Genomic DNA, 17,252 nt, shown 5'->3' with positions numbered 1-17,252 from the left:
GCCGGCTCGCCGCCGTCGTGCTGGTCCTCGGTGGGGCGACGGGTGCGGCAGCGGGATGTGGCACCGCGGCGACTGAGCCGGGTTCGAAACAGTCCCTTGCGGTCGAGTCCTCGCCGGCGTCGGGGGTGGGCGAGGAGGATTGGGGCGCGCTCGGGCTGCCCTACGGTGTGCTCGATCGCGAGGCCAATCCACCCATGTGGCGGCTCGCCTACGGCGCGCACATGGTCGAGTTCCCGTTCGCCGAGGACGACCGCGAGGACACGCCGTACACCGACGTGCTCTCGATGACCGCGACCAAGAACGCGGGAATCTTCGAGCTGCAGCACACCGGGCAGGCGGCCGAGGTGTGGATGCTCACCACCACGGGAGAGTAGACGCAGATCGGTGACAACGTCGTGGGCATCCCCCTGGCCGGGGTGCACGACAGCCGGGTCTACTGGAGCACGGGGCCAAGCACTGACAAAGACACGACCCTCAAGGGCTTCGACACGATCACCGGCAAAGAGATCGTCTCCGTCCCCGCCCCCAATCACGGCGACCTGTCGGCCGTCGACGGTGACTCCGCGTTCGTCACTCCGACCCCCACCGACACGGTGGCGAGGATGCTGGACGCGTCGAGCGAGGACTGGGTCTCGGGCCACCGGGTGGGTATCCGAGACGTGGAGGAGGTCACCGCCTATCGACAAGGCGTCGGCGCGATCATCACCTCGAGCGAGGGCTGGACCCGGCTCGCTCTGGCCGACGGCTCGACCGGCTTCAAGCTCTTTGGGGACTACTACGGGCTCTTCAACCACGATGGTTCCTATGCAGCGCTCTCCGAGCCCGACAACTTCCGAGTGGTGAGCGTCCCCGACGGCAAACGGGTGCCCCTCCGCGGGTTGCCGGAGGACCACTTCCACCAAGCAAGCTTCGAATGGGCGGCCACCGACCAACTGATCGTCCAAGGCACTGCCGAAAGCCTGCGGCCCGAGGTCAAGGAAGAAGGCACCGGAGAGACCCTCGACGAGGGAGCCGAGTTGACCGCCGATCTGGACCCCGTCCCGTTCCTGTGCACGATCCCCGACGGCAGCTGCACACGGATCGCCGACCGCGTCGTCAGCACCTACGGCGAGAGCTCCGCCAGAGGCCAAGACGTGGCCAACCTGCCCCCGGACTACGAAGACGAGGGCGAATAGGGGCAGTCCGGGGGTGTGGTCGACTACCGGAGAGGCAGTCCGGATGTCGGCGCGGTCTCCGGGTTGCTGATCGCCCTGGGTTACGTCCGACAGGGCAGCGACGGGAGAGGTTCCGGGTGGTCGACGTCGCTGTCCGGGTTGCTGGCCGCCTGTGGTCACTCCTGTCGCTGCTTCATCAAGGTATCTGGGTGGGCCTGCACTTCTCATTGCATATGCGCCGTGAGAGGTGACGCTTCATCCACTTATCTTGGTGAAGCAGCGACCCGTGTGACCCCTGGGGCCAGGTAGGCGTCGGTCCTGGGGACGGGTGCATCGATTGGTCCGAAACCGCAATCCCGGCCCGTCTGCCGCGGTGCTGTGGTGGCTCTGACCCGTCTCCCGCGGTGCTGTGGTGGGTTGGGGCCCGGTATACCGGGCACTTTGCCACGACAAGACCGCGGCAGATGCAAGAAGACCGCGGGAGACGCGGCTCAGTTGGCGGACTCGGCGGGCGCCTGGTTGCCGGAGCCACCGCGGCGACGGCGGCGACGGTTGCGGTTCGGCCGCGGGGAGGAGGCGGGGGCGTCCGCGGCCCCGGCGGAAGCGGGACCGGCGGCGGGTGCGGTCTCGGCGGAGTCGGGGACGGGGCGCCCGCTGCGACTGCGGGTGCGCTGACGGCTCCGGTCGCGGGCTGGGCGCTCGCGCGGAGCACGCTCCTTCTCGGCCTGCGCAGGGCGCTCGGGGACGATGCGTCCCTTGGTGCCCGGGGCGATGCCGAGGTCGTGGAAGAGATGCTCGGAGGTCGAGTAGGTCTCCTGCGGCTCGTCGAACGGCAGGTCCAGCGCCTTGTTGATCACCTTCCACCGGGTCAGATCGGCCCAGTCCACGAAGGTGACCGCGGTGCCGGTGGCGCCGGCCCGGCCGGTGCGGCCGATCCGGTGCACGTAGGTCTTCTCGTCCTCGGGGCAGGTGTAGTTGATGACGTGGGAGACACCCTGGACGTCGATCCCGCGGGCCGCCACGTCGGTCGCCACCAGGGCGCGCAGCTTGTCCTCGCGGAAGCGGGTCAGGGCGCGCTCGCGGGCCACCTGGGCCATGTCACCGTGCAGCGGAGAGGCCTTGAAGCCGCGCTCGGCCAGGTCGTCGGCGATCCGCTGGGCCTGCCGCTTGGTGCGGGTGAAGACGATGATCTTCTCGGAGTCGTCGGCCTGCAGGATGCGGGCCACGATCTCCGGCTTGTCGAGGTCGTGTGCCTGGTAGATGAACTGCGCGGTCGCCGGCACCGTCTGGCTGTCGGCGGAGGACTCGGCCCGGATGTTCATCGGGTGCCGCATGTGGGTGCGGGCCAGGGAGACGATCGCGGCCGGCATGGTCGCCGAGAACAGCATGGTCTGCCGGGTCTCGGGGGTCATCGAGATCAGCCGCTCGACGTCGGGCAGGAAGCCCAGGTCCAGCATCTCGTCGGCCTCGTCGAGCACCAGGGCGTGCACGTGGGAGATGTCGAGGGCCTTGCGGTTGGCCAGGTCGATGAGCCGACCGGGCGTCCCGACCACGACATCGACGCCGGAGGCGAGGGCGTCCAGCTGCGGCTCGTAGCCGACGCCGCCGTAGACGGTCAGCACGCGCACGCCCCGATCGGCGCCGGCGAGGGTCAGGTCGCCGGAGACCTGCAGGGCGAGCTCGCGGGTCGGCGCCACGACGAGCGCCTGCGGCTTGCCCTGGGGCAGCTCTGCGTAGTCGGGGTCGTGCGGCGCGACACTGCGCTGCAGCACGGGGATGCCGAAGGCCAGCGTCTTGCCGGTGCCGGTGCGGGCCTGGCCGATCAGGTCGGTGCCCATCAGGGCCACCGACAGGGTCATCTCCTGGATCGGGAAGGGCGTGGTGATGTTGGCGCGCTCGAGCGCGTCGCAGATCTCGGGGAGCACCCCGAGCTCACGGAAGGTAGTGATGATCTTGTCGCTTTCGTAGGTTCCGAACGTGCGGCGGACTCCACGAAGCGTTGGCGTCTGCCGCGCACATGCTGACGAGTCCCGCATCACCTCGCTGTTGGCAGCGGGGGAGCGGCGCTCGAACCTGGTCAGTCTATCGGTAGGGTGCCAGCATGACGGAATCGCCGGACGGCGCGCCGGCTGCCGATCCGATGGGCGACCCGCTCTACCGCGAGGCGGTCGTCGACCTGCTGGGCGTGATCGGCTACGGCGAGCTCGCCGCCTTCGACCGCCTAGCGGAGGATGCCCGGCTCGCGCCGACTTTGGACGACAAGCTCGCCATGGCGGCCATGGCCGCCGCGGAGTTCAGCCATCTGGCCGCCCTGGAGGAGCGGATCCGAGCCCTGGGCAGCGATCCGGCGGAGGCGATGGCGCCCTTCCGGACCGCCCTGGACGACTTCCATGTCCACACCAGCCCGGCCGATTGGTACGAAGGCCTGGTCAAGGCGTACGTCGGTGACGGGCTCGCCAGGGACTTCTATCGGGAGATCGCGGCCCAACTCGACCACGAGACGCGGGACGTCATCGTGGCGTCTCTCGCCGACTCGGGGCACGCGGAGTTCGTGGTCGACCGGGTGCGAGCAGGCATCGTCGCCGACCCGCGACTTGGTGGGCGGCTCGCGCTGTGGGGCAGGCGACTGATGGGGGAGGCGCTCACCCAGGCACAGCGGGTGGCCGCCGATCGCGACTCACTCACCCTGCTGCTGGCCGGCGGCGTCGGCCGCCCAGGCATGGACCTGCTGGCCATCGGACAGATGTTCACCCGGCTCACCGAGCGGCATGCCGACCGGATGACCAAACTCGGCCTGGACGCCTGAGACGCCTCTGGCGCCGGATCCAGGCCGAGCCTAGGTCGCTAGCTCTTCGAGCGGCCGGTGACGCCCGCTGCGACGACGACCAGGACCGCCGCCACGGCGACCTGCCAGATGTGTCGCCACCAGTCGATGCCGTTGGTGTGCGGGTTGAAGAAGAGGCTGTAGAGCCAGGTGCCGATCAACACGCCGCCGATGCCGCAGATGATGGTGAGCCACAGCGGGACGTTGTCCCGGTCGCCCGGGGCCACCCACTTGCCGAGGAAGCCGATGATGGTGCCGCCGATGAGTGCCCACAAGATTGCGCTGATCATGAGGTTCCTTTCCGAATTAGTGTCGGAAGCCGACCTGTCCGGCCACGCCGCCGCCGATCTCAATGTAGGCCAGCCTCTCGGCGGGCACCACGATCCGGCGCCCTTTGGTGTCGCTGAGACCGAGCACACCGCCGGAGCTGATCGCCTCGGCGATCTGCTTCTCGATGTCCTCGACCGATCCGCTGGTCTCCAAGATCAACTCCCGTGCGGCGTTCTGTACGCCGATCTTGACCTCCACGTCGTCCCTCTTTCCTGATGCAGTCTCGTTCCTGATGCAGTCTCGTTGGTCCGGTGCTGTGCTGGCCGGGGCTGGTGTGGTCGGTGCTGGTCAGTGCTCGTCGGTGAGCGGGTAGCCCCGGATGCCCCGCCACGCGAGCCCGGCGACCAGGGCGGCCGCGTCCGCGCGCGGGATGCCGCTGCGCTCGGCCAGCCAGAACCGCGCACTCACCTGACCCATTCCCACCAGGGACACCGCGAGCAGGCGGGAGGCCTCCTGGGGGAGTCCGGTGTCCTCGTGGATCACCGCGGCGATCATGTCCGCGCACTGGGCGGTGACCCGGTCGACATGCTCGCGCACGGCCGGCTCGTTGGTCAGGTCGGACTCGAAGACCAGACGGAAGGCGCCGGTGTCGCTGGCGACGTACTCGTAGAAGGCCGCCATCGTCGCGGCCACCCGCTGCTTGTTGTCCGTCGTGCTCGCCAAGGCCTTCCGGCACTGGTCGATGACGGTGTCGCAGGAGGCGTCGAGCAGGGCCAGGTAGAGATCCAGCTTCCCCGGGAAATGCTGATAGAGCACCGGCTTGGAGACGCCGGCCCGGTCGGCGATGTCGTCCATCGCAGCCGCGTGGTAGCCCTGCGCGGCGAACACCTCCAACGCCGACTGCAGGAGTTGGGCCCGACGCTCCTGACGGGGCATCCGGCCGCCACGAGGACGGACGTCCTCGTCGTACCGACCTGCGGTCACCTGTTGCTCCTCACTCCGTGCCGCCTTGCGGGCGCGTCGCCCACGGCGCACGGCAGCCTACCCCCGGCACCCACGCGGGTCCGGATCGCGGACCTGCGAGGTGGCGGCGCCGACGGGCCGGGAACATGGCAGGCGTCGCAGGTGTTGACCCATCCGAAACCGTCTGCGAAACCCGCCTACCGGCCTGTCCAGGAGTTTGAGTCGTGAGCTTCCCCCGCTGGTGGAGCCAGCCGCCGAGCTGACCGTCGACGAGGTGCGCCGCTACAGCCGCCACCTGATCATCCCCGACGTCGGCATGACCGGGCAGAAGCGGCTCAAGAACGCCAAGGTGCTGGTGATCGGCGCGGGCGGCCTCGGCAGTCCCGCCTTGCTCTACCTCGCTGCCGCCGGCGTGGGCACGATCGGCATCGCGGAGTTCGACGAGGTCGACGAGTCCAATCTGCAGCGCCAAGTCATCCACGGCCAGTCCGACGTCGGCCGGTCCAAGGCCGCGTCCGCCCGGGACTCGATCCTGGAGGTCAACCCGCTGGTCGAGGTGGTGCTGCACGAGGAGCGCCTCGACAACGACAACGTGATGTCGGTGTTCGAGGGCTACGACCTCATCGTCGACGGGACCGACAACTTCGCCACCCGCTACATGGTCAACGACGCGGCGTACTTCCTCGGCATCCCCTACGTCTGGGGCTCGATCTACCGCTTCGACGGACAGGCCTCGGTCTTCGCGCCGACGCTCGCCGAGGACGCCCCGTGCTACCGCTGCCTCTACCCGGAGCCGCCACCGCCCGGGATGGTGCCCTCCTGCGCCGAGGGCGGCGTGTTGGGCGTGCTGTGCGCCGCGATCGGCTCGATCCAGGTCAACGAGGCCATCAAGCTGCTCGCCGGCATCGGTGACCCCGCGATCGGCAAGCTGGTCATCTACGACGCCCTTGAGCTGGAGTGGCGCAAGCTTCGGGTGCGCAAGGATCCGAACTGCGCGCTGTGCGGCGAGCACCCGACGGTCACCGGCCTGATCGACTACGAGACCTTCTGTGGCGCGGTGTCGCAGAGCGCCGCCGAGGCGGCCGCCGGGTCCACCATCTCGGTCACCACGCTTGAGCACATGCTCAAGGAGCGCGAGAACGGTGAGCGCGACTTCGTTCTCGTCGACGTCCGTGAGCTCAACGAGTTCGAGATCAACCGGATCCCCGGCTCCGTGCTGATCCCCAAGGGCGAGTTCATCAACGGCAACGCGCTGGCCGACCTGCCGAGCGTGGACGCCGGTCAGCAGGTAGTCCTGCACTGCAAGTCGGGCGTCCGCTCGGCCGAAGTGCTCGCGATCCTCAAGGGAGCCGGCTACTCCGACGCCGTCCACGTCGGTGGCGGCGTGGTCGCCTGGGTCAACCAGATCGACCCCAGCCAGCCGTCGTACTGATCCTCCTCGCCGACCCCACGCTCCGGGGATGGATTCCGGAGCACGGCGCAGGCCCGGAGAAGGAGTTCGAGCCCAGCGACCATAGTCGTCCACAGCCGGGCCCCTCGGCTGTGGAAATGGGGCGCCTGTTGTGGATGATGACGACGGCGTTGTGGACGACACGCCGGTAGGGGAGAACTGCTCGAAATAGTTGGCGCTACCCCCTTGCGCGAGGTCCCGTCGGGGGCATAGAACTTTCCTCACGCAGCCCCTTCGGGGGAGGCGGGATGGCTCGGAGACGAGGATCCAGACCTCAGGGTTCGCCTTGAGGCGGCGAGAGGGTGACGACCTCGCCGGGGTCGGAGTGGACGAGTGATCGGCCGGAGGCGTCACCATGATCCGGTCACCAGAAGGGCCCTTGTAGCTCATACCTATGAGGGCCCTTCACCTATTTCGGACCGGCATGCCGTCCGCCGATCGGCGGCGCGACAATGAACCATGCAGCTCTACAGCCTCATGCATGCGGTCGTGCCCCCGGTGCTCAAGGCCATCTGGCGTCCGACCGTGCGAGGGCTGGACAACGTGCCGCGCACGGGGCCGGTGATCTTGGCCAGCAACCACCTCAGCTTCGCCGACAGCGTGGTGATCCCCTCGATCGTGCCGCGTCGCGTCGCCTTCTTGGCCAAGGCCGACTACTTCACCGGCACCGGCATCAAAGGAGCCCTGAGCAAGGCCTGGTTCGAGAGCCTCGGCATGCTGCCGGTCGACCGCGACGACACCAAGTCGGCGCTGGACAGTCTGGACACCGCGCTGGGCGTGCTGGCCGACGGAGGTGCGTTCGGCATCTACCCCGAGGGCACCCGCTCCCGAGACGGCCGGCTCTACCGCGGCCGGACCGGCGTCGCCCACCTCGCCCTGACCGCCGGCGTGCCGGTGGTGCCGGTCGGCCTGATCGGCACCGAGCACCTACAGCCGGTGGGCTCCAACCTGCCGCGACTGGTCAAGGTCACGGTGTCCTTCGGCCCGCCGATCGACTTCGCCGGCCGCTACGACAAGCTGCCCACCGGTCGGGCCCGACGTGAGGCCACCGACGAGATCATTGCCACCATCCGCGAACTGAGCGGTCAGGAGTACGCCGGCGTCTACAACGACCGGCCCCTCGAAATCTAGACCCCTTTGCGGCTAGGCGTCGGCCAGGATCCCTCGGTCCACGAACGCCTGGCGGACCGAGGCGGCCGCGGTGTCGCCGTACAACGCCTGAGCGGTCTCGACGGTGCGCTCGGCGGCCACCTTGAACCCGATCTTCGGGGTGAAGTCGAACTGCGCCTCGATAATCACCATGTTGGCGGCCTTGCGGCCCAGCGCCTGGTTGATGTCCCACAGCGCGCGAGACCAGATCTCGCCGTCACTGTGGACCTCGTGGACGATGTCGTCGGGGAAGATCTTGTCGGTGTCGGTCCGACGCAGGCAGTGCGGCTTGTCGGTGGTGTAGGAGGTGGCGTCCCAGTCGGCGACGCAGGGCAGCGGCGTGGTGGTCGTGTCCGGGCTGTTGGCCTGGCTCATCGTCACGGCCCAGTAGTCACCGAAGCCCTCGCCGATCGAGCCGGCCTGCAGGCTCGCGCCGAAGCCGGGCACCTGGGCGTCCTGGATGGCGTGGCCATACTCGTGCCAGATGACCTCCATGTCCTCGGCGTCGTCGACGCCTCCGGAGCCGAACAGGATCCGGTCGCGGCCCGGCTCGTAGAAGGAGTTGTCGTCGGCGAAGGCGTTGGTCTTGACCTTCTGGGACTCGGCGTTGACGTGCTTGAATCCGAGCTTGTGCAGGTAGGTCTGCGCGCGGTCGACGGCCTGGTAGGCGTTGACCATCTCGAACCGAGCGTCGTTGCGGAAGTACATGAACCGGTGCTTCTTGCTCACCGGAGCGTCCTTGTTGATGATCGTGACCCACTTGCCGGTGAGGCTCTTGCCCCGCAGGTGGCGCAACCGGACCTCGGTGTAGGCGCGCTTCGGCAGCGCGGCCTTGCTGTTCCGCTTGTCGCGCAGGCTCTCGTCCTGCAGCTTGACGACCGGATTGGGGTCCAGCACCCGGCCCTTGGCCCGGGCGTGCTGGGAGATCTTGTCGGTGGACAGCACGCGGGCGGTCACCGCGTCGACGTAGTGGTAGGCCGACCCGCGCCCGCTCACGGTCAGCACCGAGTAGACGTATCGGGCCGGTCGTGAGGAGGTGGCCGGCAGGATCCACACGCCCTCGGACTCTGCAGACTCGGTGTCCGCGTCCGCTGGGGTGCTCTCGGTCTCTGCTGGTGTCGGCTCGTCGGCCTCGGCGGACTGCTTGTCGTCGGTCAGCTCTGGGGCTGCCTCGGTCGCGGCCGTGACGGCGCGTCGGGCGCTGATGAAGTCGTCGCTGTCCACACTGGCGGGGACCTGCAGGCGGGAGTCCGGGACCCGGCCGTCGTCGGCGGTGCTGGTCCCGTCGAAGTCGCGATGCAGGACATACCACCCACCCACGACCGGATGGCCGTCGGAGACCTGCTGATACCAGGTGTGCACCCCCAGCAGGGAGGACAGGCTCTGCACCTCGCGCAGTCCGTCCGGCACCGAGGCCGTGTCCTGGGTGGCGAGCCCGCTCGCTGGGAGGGCGGCCGTCGCTGGCGCCGCCGCCTGGCCCGCGAACAGGACAGCTCCGGCCGCGAGGGCGGTGGTCAAGACGCGGATGCTGCCCCGAGAGATGGTCCGCTGAGACATAGGTCCCCTTCGCCTGGGTGTGGTTCCGCTGGGTCTGGTTGCGCTGGGTCTGGTTGGGCTGGGTGGGGCCGACCGACGTCCAGAGCCGAATGCCGGGGCCGACGCTCAGCGTAGAGGAGCAGCCCAAGCATCCCCGAATACCCGAGACCGCGGCCTACTGGTCCGCCAGCCAGGCCCGGAGCGCTGCGCCGTGCTCGTCGAGCAGGGGTGGCGGGTCGTTGCGAGAGCGGCCGCCGGAGTGGGGCTGGTCGTCGAACCGCAAGGGGGAGCCGGGCACGACCAGGTCGCCGTACGTCGGATGGGTCAGCTCCATCAGCAGTCCCTGGGACCGGGTCTGTGCCCAGTCGTAGACGTCGTCGACGGAGCGCACCTTGCCGGCGGGGACGCCGGCGGCGAGCAGCAGGTCCAGCCAGTGCTCGGCGGGAGCGGTGGCAAAGATCCGCTCGATCGCCTCGATCAGCTCTGGGCCGGTGGCGACGCGCTCGCGGTTGGTGCGGAATCTGACGTCGTCGGGATCGAGACCGACGGCGACAGCGAAGCTGCGCCAGATGCCTTCGGAGCCCACCGCCACCTGGACGGGGGCGGTAGCGGTGCGGAACAGGCCGTATGGCGCGATGGCGGGGTGGTGGGACCCCGACAGCCCCGGCACCTCGCCGGCGATGGTCCACCGGGTGCCTTGGAAGGCGTGCAGGCCGACCACGCTGGCCAGCAGCGAGGTGCGCACCACCCGACCACGCCCGGTGCGCTCGCGCTCGTAGAGCGCGGCCACCACGCCGTAGGCCAGGTTCATCCCCGCCGCGAGGTCCGCGACCGGGACACCGACCTTGGTCGGCAGGTCGACACCGGTCACGCTCATCAGGCCGCCCTCGCCCTGCGCGATCTGGTCGTAGCCGGCCCGATGCGCCTCCGGGCCGTCGTGGCCGAAGCCGGTGATGCGGCCGATCACGAGGCGTGGGTTGATCGCGTGCAGCCCCTCCTCGGTGAGGCCGATCCGATCGAGCACGCCGATCCGGAAGTTCTCCAGCAGCACGTCGGCGCGACGGAGCAGCTGGGTGAGCAGATCGAGGTCGTCAGCTTCCTTGAGGTCGAGGACGATCGACTCCTTGTTGCGGTTGGCGGCCATGAAGTAGGTCGAGTCGCGCCCCCGTCCGGTCTCGCCGTCGGCGTCTCCAGCCCAGGGCGGACCCCAGGCCCGGGTGTCGTCACCGGTCGGGCTCTCGACCTTGATCACCCGGGCGCCGAGGTCGCCGAGCATCATCGCGGCCTGCGGCCCCGCCAGCGCCCTGGTCAGGTCGACCACCAGCACGTCGGTCAGCGGTCCATCGGCTTGCTGTGTCGTGTCCTCCACACGCCGACCGTACTGGCCCCGTATCGGCCCCCGTATTGACCCCACATATTGACGGAGGCTCGTGATTGGCTGGGGCCATGACCGCAGCGGAGCCGACGTACCACCTGGTGCGCCGCAGCGGAGAGGCGCCGGAGCCACCAGTCCTGGATGCGGATCAGCGGCGCGTGGTCGAGCACGAGGGTGGGCCGCTGCTGGTGCTGGCGGGGCCCGGCACCGGGAAGACCACGACCCTGGTCGAGGCGATCGCTCACCGGATCGAGGAGGGCGTCCGGCCCGACCAGGTCCTCGCGCTCACCTTCTCCCGCAAGGCCGCCGAGCAGCTGCGCGCCCAGGTGACCGCCCGGGTCGGCCGGACCACCGCGGCCTCGTTGGGGTCGACGTTCCACTCCTTCGCCTACGGCCTGGTCCGTCAGCATTCGTCGCCGGAGCTGTACGACGCCCCGTTGCGGCTGCTGACCGCGCCCGAGCAGGACGTGGTGCTGCAGCGGCTGCTGACCGCGCACGAGGAGTCGGTGGTCTGGCCGGAGTCGGTGCGTGGCGCGCTGGGCACCCGCGGCTTCGCCGGCGAGGTGGCTCGGGTGCTGGCCCGGACCCAGGAGAAGGGGCTCGGCTCGGAGGCGCTGCGACGGCTGGGGGAGGCCGAAGGGGTGCCGGAGCTGGTGGCCGCCGCGGCGTTGATGGAGCAGTACGACATCGTCACCGCAGAGGAGAACCAACTGGACTACCCCGGCCTGGTCGCTACCGCAGTCCGGATGCTGCAGGACCCGGAGCTGCCGCTGCGCGACGAGCTGCGCGCGCAGTACTCCCACGTCTTCGTCGACGAGTACCAAGACACCGACCCCGCCCAGGTCGCGATGTTGCGGGCGATCGCGGGCGACGGACGCAACCTGGTCGTGGTCGGCGACCCGCACCAGTCGATCTACGCCTTCCGCGGCGCCGAGGTGCGCGGGATCTTGCAGTTTCCCGAGCGCTTCGCGAGGGCCGACGGCAGCCGCGCGGACACCGTCGTGCTGGGCACCACCCGGCGCTTCGGCCCCCGCATCCTGCGTGCCACCCAGGCGGTCGCCGCGCGACTCCCGGTGCCGGCAGGCGTCCCAGACGAGACGCTGCGCCGCTTTCTCGACCCCGAGTCGGCCAGTCCCAACCCGGGTCGGGTGGAGCTGCTCACCTTCGACACCGAGCGGGCCGAGGCCGAGCACCTCGCCGACCTGCTCCGCCGCGCCCACCTCGAGGACGGCGTCGCCTGGTCGGACATGGCGGTCCTGGTCCGCTCCGGCCGCACCACCATCCCGCCGCTGCGGCGGGCGCTGGCCGCCGCAGGGGTGCCGGTCGACGTCGCCTCCGACGACACCCCACTGGTGCGTGAGCCCGCCGTGGTCCCGCTGCTGGATGCGCTGGCCGCCGTCACCGCTCTCGACGAGGCCGATCCGCAGGAGACGGCGTACGTCGACGCGCAGCGCGCGCAGGCCCTGTTCACCTCACCGCTGGCCGGTCTGGACGCCACCGACGTGCGGGTGGTGTCTCGTCGGCTGCGCACCCGTGAGCTGGCGGAGGCGACCCAGGCCGGCCGTCCACCGCGCAGCTCGACCGAGCTGCTCCGCGAGGCACTCGTGGATCCGGACGTGCTCGGCGCGATCCCCGACCCGTCCTCAGGAGAGCGACGGGCAGGTGCACTGGCGCGGCTGCTCGCCGACACCCGGGCCGCGCTGGAGGCCGGAGCCTCGGTCGAGGAGCTGCTCTGGCTGCTCTGGGACGGCACCGCCTGGCCGGATCGGTTGCGCGCCGCGGTCGGTCGCGGCGGGCTGACCGCACGGTTGGCGCACCGCGATCTTGATGCGATCGTGGCGCTCTTCGACGCCGCCGCGCGGACCGAGGGCCAGCGTGGTCACACCGCGGCGGCGGCGTTCTTGGACACCCTGCGCGCCCAGCAGATCCCCGCCGACACGCTGGCCGAGCGCGGCGTCCGCGACGACTCGGTGCGGCTGCTCACCGCCCACCGGGCCAAGGGCCTGGAGTGGCCGTTGGTCGTCGTCGCGCACGTCCAGGAAGACAGCTGGCCCGACCTCCGTCGCCGCGCCACGCTGCTCCGGGCGGACCGGATCGGGCCCCACGGCCTGGTCCCGCCGGTGTCGGTGCGCGACCTGCTGGCCGACGAGCGACGGCTGTTCTACGTCGCCTGCACCCGCGCACGTGAGCGACTGGTGGTCACCGCGGTCGCCTCCACCGACGACGAGGGCGAGCAGCAGTCCAGGTTCCTCGAGGAGCTCTATCCCGACGACGACGGGCACCGGATCAGCCATGTCGCCGGCCGGCCACGCCGACCGCTGTCCCTGGCCGGTCTGGTCGCCGAGCTGCGGCGTACTGTCTCCGACACCGACGCCGCCGAGCCGCTGCGGCAGGCCGCGGCCATCCGTCTCGCGCGGCTGGCCGAGGGGCAGGCAGCCGTGCGGGTGCCGGCTGCCGACCCGGCCACCTGGTGGGGCACCCGCGCCTGGAGCCGGTCGGAGACGCCCGTCCGCGACCCCGACGAGCCCCTGCCGATCAGCGCCAGCGAGCTGACCGCCATCGGCACCTGTCCGGCGCAGTGGTTCTTGCAGGCCGAGGCCGGGGGAGCGCGGCTGACCACGCAGGCCCAAGGCTTCGGCAACGTCGTGCACGCACTCGCCGACCGGATCGGCGGAGGCGATGAGCCCGTCACCGACGACCTGGTCGACCGACTCATGGAGCACGTGGACCAGATCTGGGGACAGGTGCCGTTCCGAACCCCGTGGTCCGGCGAGCGCGAGCGCGCCGAAGTCGAAGCAGCGTTGCGGCGCTTCCTCGCCCACCACGACCGCGCCGACGCCCGTCGACTCATCGCGACCGAACAGCGCTTCCGCACCACCGTCGACCTGCCGGACGGGCAGCGGGTGATCTTGCAGGGGTACGCCGACCGCATCGAGATCGACCACGAGGGCCGAGTCGTCGTGGTCGACCTCAAGACCGGCAAGGGCGCGCCGACCCAGGCCGAGGTCGCCGAGCATCCGCAGCTCGGGCTCTACCAACTCGCCGTCGAGAGCGGTGCATTGGAGGAGGTGCTGGCTGAAGAGACCGAGGTGGCACGTCCGGTGCAGGCCGGTGGCGCCGAGCTCTGGCAGTTGCGCCAGGAGCTGCGGACCGGCATGCGCGTGCAGGTTCAGCCGCCGCAGGCACCCGACGAGGAGGGGGTGCGCATGGTCGAGCGACAGCTGATGGATGCGGTGGGCCGGCTGCGCACCGAAGACTTCCCCACCCGGCCCGGATCGCACTGCGACTACTGCACCTTCGCCCGGTTCTGCCCGGCCCTCAGCTCCGGGACGGCGCTGTCGTGAGCTCGTCTCGAACACTGAAGACGCCCGCCGACCTGCAGGCGGTGATGCACACCGACTACCAGGTCAGCGACCAGCAGTGGGCGGCGATCAGCGCCCCGCTGGAGCCAGCGGTCGTCATCGCCGGCGCCGGGTCCGGCAAGACCTCGGTGATGGCAGCCCGGGTCGTCTACCTCGTCGTCACCGGGCAGGTGCGCCCCGACCAGGTCCTGGGTCTCACCTTCACCACCAAGGCTGCGGCCGAGCTGCGCACCCGTATCCGCTCCGCCCTCGATCGGGCCGGTTTCTCGCGAGGTGACCTCACCGACGACGGCGCCGAGGAGATCCTCGAGCCGGTGGTGGCGACGTACAACGCCTATGCCTCTGCCCTGCTCGCCGAGCACGGGCTCCGGATCGGTCACGAGCCGGACACCCGGGTGATCGCGGACGCCGCTCGCTATCAGCTCGCCGGCCGGGTGATCGACCGTCACGACACACCGGTCCGGCTGCTGTCGGACAGTCCCAAGCACGTCATCGACTACGTGCTGGCGCTCGACGGCTCGCTGGCCGAGCACCTGGTCACTCCCGTGCAGTTGCGGGCCTTCGACGCCCGCGAGGCGCCACTCTTCGACGCCGAGCTCACCGGTGCGGTCAAGGCCGACGTGGCTCGCGCGTTCGGGCGTCGCGCGGAGGCCCTCGATCTGGTCGAGGAGTACCGCTCTCTCAAGGCGGCGCTCGGCCTGATGGACTTCTCCGACCAGATCGCACTGGCGGCCCGGCTCGCGGAGGAGCATCCGGCGGTGGGTGCCCTCGAGCGGGAGAAGTTCCGGATCGTGCTGCTGGACGAATACCAGGACACCTCGGTGGCGCAGGCGCTGATGCTACGCGGGCTCTTCTCCGGCGCGACGGCGGCCGCGGGGCGAGGCCACCCGGTCACCGCGGTCGGCGATCCCAACCAGGCGATCTACGGCTGGCGGGGCGCCTCGGTGTCCAACATCTTGCGCTTCGGAGAGGACTTCTCGACCGCTGCCGGCAGCCCCGACGTGGCGGCGTACCCCCTCACCGTCAACCGCCGCTCCGATCGCCGGGTGCTCGAGGCGGCCAACGCGCTCGCCCGGCCGCTGCTGGACGGCTTCGCCCAGGTGCAGCCGTTGGAGCCGGGTGGCGACGGGATCGGCTCGGTGCAGGTCGTCGTGCACGAGACGTACGCCGACGAGCTGGACTGGCTGACCACGGCGGTGCAGGCCGCCCACGACGGCTCGACTCGCGAGGTGGGGGAGCGGTGGCGCGAGATCGGCGTGCTGACCCGCGACAACGCGCACGCGGCCGACGTGTTCGACGCGCTCACCGCTGCCGAGATCCCGGTCGAGATCGTCGGCCTGAAGGGGCTGCTGCGGCTGCCGGAGGTCGGCGAGGTGCTCGCCACGCTGACCCTGGTGTCCGACCTGACCGCCAACAGCGAGCTGCTCGCGCTGCTCACCGGGCCGCGCTGGGCGGTCGGCCCCCGTGACCTGGCGCTGCTGGGCCGGCGGGCCGAGGAGCTGGCCGCCGGCCGAAGGGGCCGGGTCGAGAGCGCGACCCTCGACGAGGCACTCGCCGCCGCGGTCGCCGGCGCCGACCCGACCGAGGTGCCTGCTCTCTCCGACGCGCTGGAGGATCCTGGCGGGCTGTCCTATTCCACCGAGGCGCGGGAGCGGTTCGGTCTGCTGGCCGCGGAGCTGCGGATGTTGCGTGCCCACGCAGGCGAGCCGCTGTTGGAGCTGGTCCGGCGGATCATCGACGTCTGCGGCATCGATGTGGAGCTCGCCTCGTCGGTGAGTGAGGCGACCCGAGCCCGTCGGGAGAACCTCGACCTCTTCGTCAAGGCGGTCGCGGAGTTCCAAGCCGTCGACGGTGCGGTCACCCTGCCGGCGCTGCTGGCCTGGCTGGAGGCCGAGCAGGACGGCCAGGGCCTCGACATCGCCACCCCGTCCGAGGCCGACTCGGTCAAGCTGCTCACCGTCCATCGGGCCAAGGGCCTGGAGTGGGACCAGGTCTTTCTGGTCGGGGCCTGCGAGGAACGCTTCCCCAACACCCGCAGCCGTGGCATCTGGCCCAACCGTGTCGAACTGCTGCCCACCCCGCTGCGCGGCGACCGACGCGACCTGCCCGCACTCGGCGGTCACGACAAGGCGGCGATCGAACGACTCCGCCTCGACACCAAGCAGCACGAGCAGACCGAGGAGCTGCGGTTGGGGTACGTCGCCCTGACCCGCGCCCGGCATGCCCTGGTGGTGTCGTCGTTCCTGTGGACCGAGGGACGCAAGAGTCCGCTCGGTCCCTCGCCCTATCAGCAGACCCTGCGCGAGGTCCTCGCCGGCTGGGATAACCAGCCGCTGGCCTGGCGCGACAAGCCCGAGAAGGGCACCCCGAACCCACTGCAGGCCAGCGTGCGCGAGGTGCCGTGGCCGGTGACCGAGCAGACCGCCGAGGCCCTGCGCCGACTCGCCGCTGCCGAGTTGGTGCGGTCGGTCGACCCCACGACCGAAGACCCGGAGCTGGACACGGTGCAGGCCGCCCAGGTCGCCGAGTGGGACGAGGAGCTGGACCGGTTGCTCGCCGAGGCGCGCCGCGAGGTCGCCACCGAGGTGGCGGTTCCGCTGCCGCCGACCCTCTCCGCGACCGCGCTGGGTCGGCTCCGTGAAGACCCTGCCGCGTTCGCCGCCGAGCTGGTCCGCCCGATGCCTCGTCGCCCGTCACCAGCGGCCCGGTTCGGCACCCGCTTCCATGCCTGGCTCGAAGCACGCTTCGGTCAGCAGGACCTGATCGACCCCGACGAGCTGCCGGGCCGGGCCGACGCGGGCATCGACGACGACGCCGACCTGGACGCGCTGATCGAGCGGTTCGAGCAGGGTCCCTTCGCCGACCGGCCCCCGCACCGGATCGAGGCGCCGTTCTCCCTGGTGCTGGCCGGACAGGTCATCCGCGGCCGGATCGACGCGGTCTACCGCGAGCCGGACGGCTCCTTCTTGATCGTGGACTGGAAGACCAACCGCGCCGCCGACGCCGATCCGCTCCAGCTGGCCATCTATCGACTCGCCTGGGCCGAGCTCCAAGGTGTCCCGCTCGACCGGGTCCGGGCGGCTTTCCACTACGTGCGCACCCAGCAGACCATCGAGCAAGCCGACCTCCCTGACCGTGCGGCCCTGGAAGCCCTGGTCAGCTGACGGCC

At 70.5% G+C, this 17,252-nt stretch carries 13 protein-coding genes; 7 read left to right on the top strand and 6 right to left on the bottom strand.

Annotated features, from left to right (window positions below; all coding sequences use genetic code 11):
• Nucleotides 1-125: 125 nt before the first annotated feature.
• Both QM714_RS08930 and QM714_RS08925 read left to right on the top strand, forming a co-directional pair.
• Entirely contained in the window at nucleotides 126-374 is a 249-nt protein-coding gene (locus QM714_RS08930) for a hypothetical protein (RefSeq protein ID WP_415099607.1), read from the top strand.
• Between the two features lie 21 nt (nucleotides 375-395).
• Nucleotides 396-1,175, top strand: coding sequence for a hypothetical protein (locus QM714_RS08925; RefSeq protein WP_415099605.1), 780 nt, complete (start codon nucleotides 396-398; stop codon nucleotides 1,173-1,175).
• A 470-nt stretch (nucleotides 1,176-1,645) separates the two neighbouring features.
• Here the strand turns inward: QM714_RS08925 and QM714_RS08920 are convergent, their stop codons facing one another.
• Nucleotides 1,646-3,190 carry a DEAD/DEAH box helicase gene (locus QM714_RS08920; protein ID WP_415099603.1) on the bottom strand — a complete coding sequence of 515 codons (1,545 nt, stop codon included), beginning with the start codon at nucleotides 3,188-3,190 and terminating at the stop codon, nucleotides 1,646-1,648.
• A 65-nt stretch (nucleotides 3,191-3,255) separates the two neighbouring features.
• Here QM714_RS08920 and QM714_RS08915 point away from each other — a divergent pair, with 65 nt between their 5' ends.
• Nucleotides 3,256-3,960: a ferritin-like fold-containing protein gene (locus QM714_RS08915; RefSeq protein WP_415099601.1), complete on the top strand. Its 705-nt coding sequence runs from the start codon at nucleotides 3,256-3,258 to the stop codon at nucleotides 3,958-3,960.
• Nucleotides 3,961-3,998: 38 nt separating this feature from the next.
• On the opposite strand, the gene QM714_RS08910 is transcribed toward QM714_RS08915, so the two are convergent.
• The 3 genes from QM714_RS08910 to QM714_RS08900 all read right to left on the bottom strand — a co-directional run bounded on the left by QM714_RS08910 (nucleotide 3,999) and on the right by QM714_RS08900 (nucleotide 5,184).
• Nucleotides 3,999-4,268 (bottom strand): GlsB/YeaQ/YmgE family stress response membrane protein, encoded by a 270-nt coding sequence (locus QM714_RS08910; protein WP_415099600.1) that lies wholly within the window; start codon nucleotides 4,266-4,268, stop codon nucleotides 3,999-4,001.
• A 16-nt stretch (nucleotides 4,269-4,284) separates the two neighbouring features.
• Nucleotides 4,285-4,506: a DUF3107 domain-containing protein gene (locus tag QM714_RS08905; RefSeq protein WP_415099598.1), complete on the bottom strand. Its 222-nt coding sequence runs from the start codon at nucleotides 4,504-4,506 to the stop codon at nucleotides 4,285-4,287.
• 90 nt (nucleotides 4,507-4,596) lie between these two features.
• Nucleotides 4,597-5,184, bottom strand: a complete 588-nt coding sequence (locus tag QM714_RS08900; protein WP_415101030.1) for a TetR/AcrR family transcriptional regulator — start codon at nucleotides 5,182-5,184, stop codon at nucleotides 4,597-4,599.
• A gap of 244 nt (nucleotides 5,185-5,428) precedes the next feature.
• On the opposite strand from QM714_RS08900, the gene moeZ reads away from it, so the two are divergent.
• Both moeZ and QM714_RS08890 read left to right on the top strand, forming a co-directional pair.
• The gene (gene moeZ / locus QM714_RS08895; protein ID WP_415099596.1) at nucleotides 5,429-6,643 is read left to right on the top strand and encodes an adenylyltransferase/sulfurtransferase MoeZ; all 1,215 of its coding nucleotides are present in this window, start codon (nucleotides 5,429-5,431) and stop codon (nucleotides 6,641-6,643) included.
• 477 nt (nucleotides 6,644-7,120) lie between these two features.
• Complete coding sequence (locus QM714_RS08890; RefSeq protein WP_415099594.1) at nucleotides 7,121-7,792, top strand: lysophospholipid acyltransferase family protein; 672 nt, start codon at nucleotides 7,121-7,123, stop codon at nucleotides 7,790-7,792.
• A 12-nt stretch (nucleotides 7,793-7,804) separates the two neighbouring features.
• Here the strand turns inward: QM714_RS08890 and QM714_RS08885 are convergent, their stop codons facing one another.
• Both QM714_RS08885 and QM714_RS08880 read right to left on the bottom strand, forming a co-directional pair.
• Nucleotides 7,805-9,328, bottom strand: coding sequence for a M36 family metallopeptidase (locus QM714_RS08885; RefSeq protein ID WP_415099592.1), 1,524 nt, complete (start codon nucleotides 9,326-9,328; stop codon nucleotides 7,805-7,807).
• A gap of 193 nt (nucleotides 9,329-9,521) precedes the next feature.
• The gene (locus tag QM714_RS08880) at nucleotides 9,522-10,715 is read right to left on the bottom strand and encodes a CaiB/BaiF CoA transferase family protein (protein ID WP_415099590.1); all 1,194 of its coding nucleotides are present in this window, start codon (nucleotides 10,713-10,715) and stop codon (nucleotides 9,522-9,524) included.
• Nucleotides 10,716-10,792: 77 nt separating this feature from the next.
• Here QM714_RS08880 and QM714_RS08875 point away from each other — a divergent pair, with 77 nt between their 5' ends.
• Entirely contained in the window at nucleotides 10,793-14,065 is a 3,273-nt protein-coding gene (locus QM714_RS08875) for an ATP-dependent helicase (protein WP_415099588.1), read from the top strand.
• Nucleotides 14,062-17,247: an ATP-dependent helicase gene (locus QM714_RS08870; RefSeq protein ID WP_415099586.1), complete on the top strand. Its 3,186-nt coding sequence runs from the start codon at nucleotides 14,062-14,064 to the stop codon at nucleotides 17,245-17,247. Before QM714_RS08875 ends, QM714_RS08870 begins: the two co-directional genes overlap by 4 nt.
• Nucleotides 17,248-17,252 lie beyond the last annotated feature (5 nt).

The sequence above is a fragment of the Nocardioides sp. genome, assembly GCF_047602075.1.
GTDB lineage: Bacteria > Actinomycetota > Actinomycetes > Propionibacteriales > Nocardioidaceae > Nocardioides.
The sequence above is the reverse complement of the archived record's forward strand: the minus strand, read 5'-3'. Positions and strand labels throughout refer to the sequence as shown.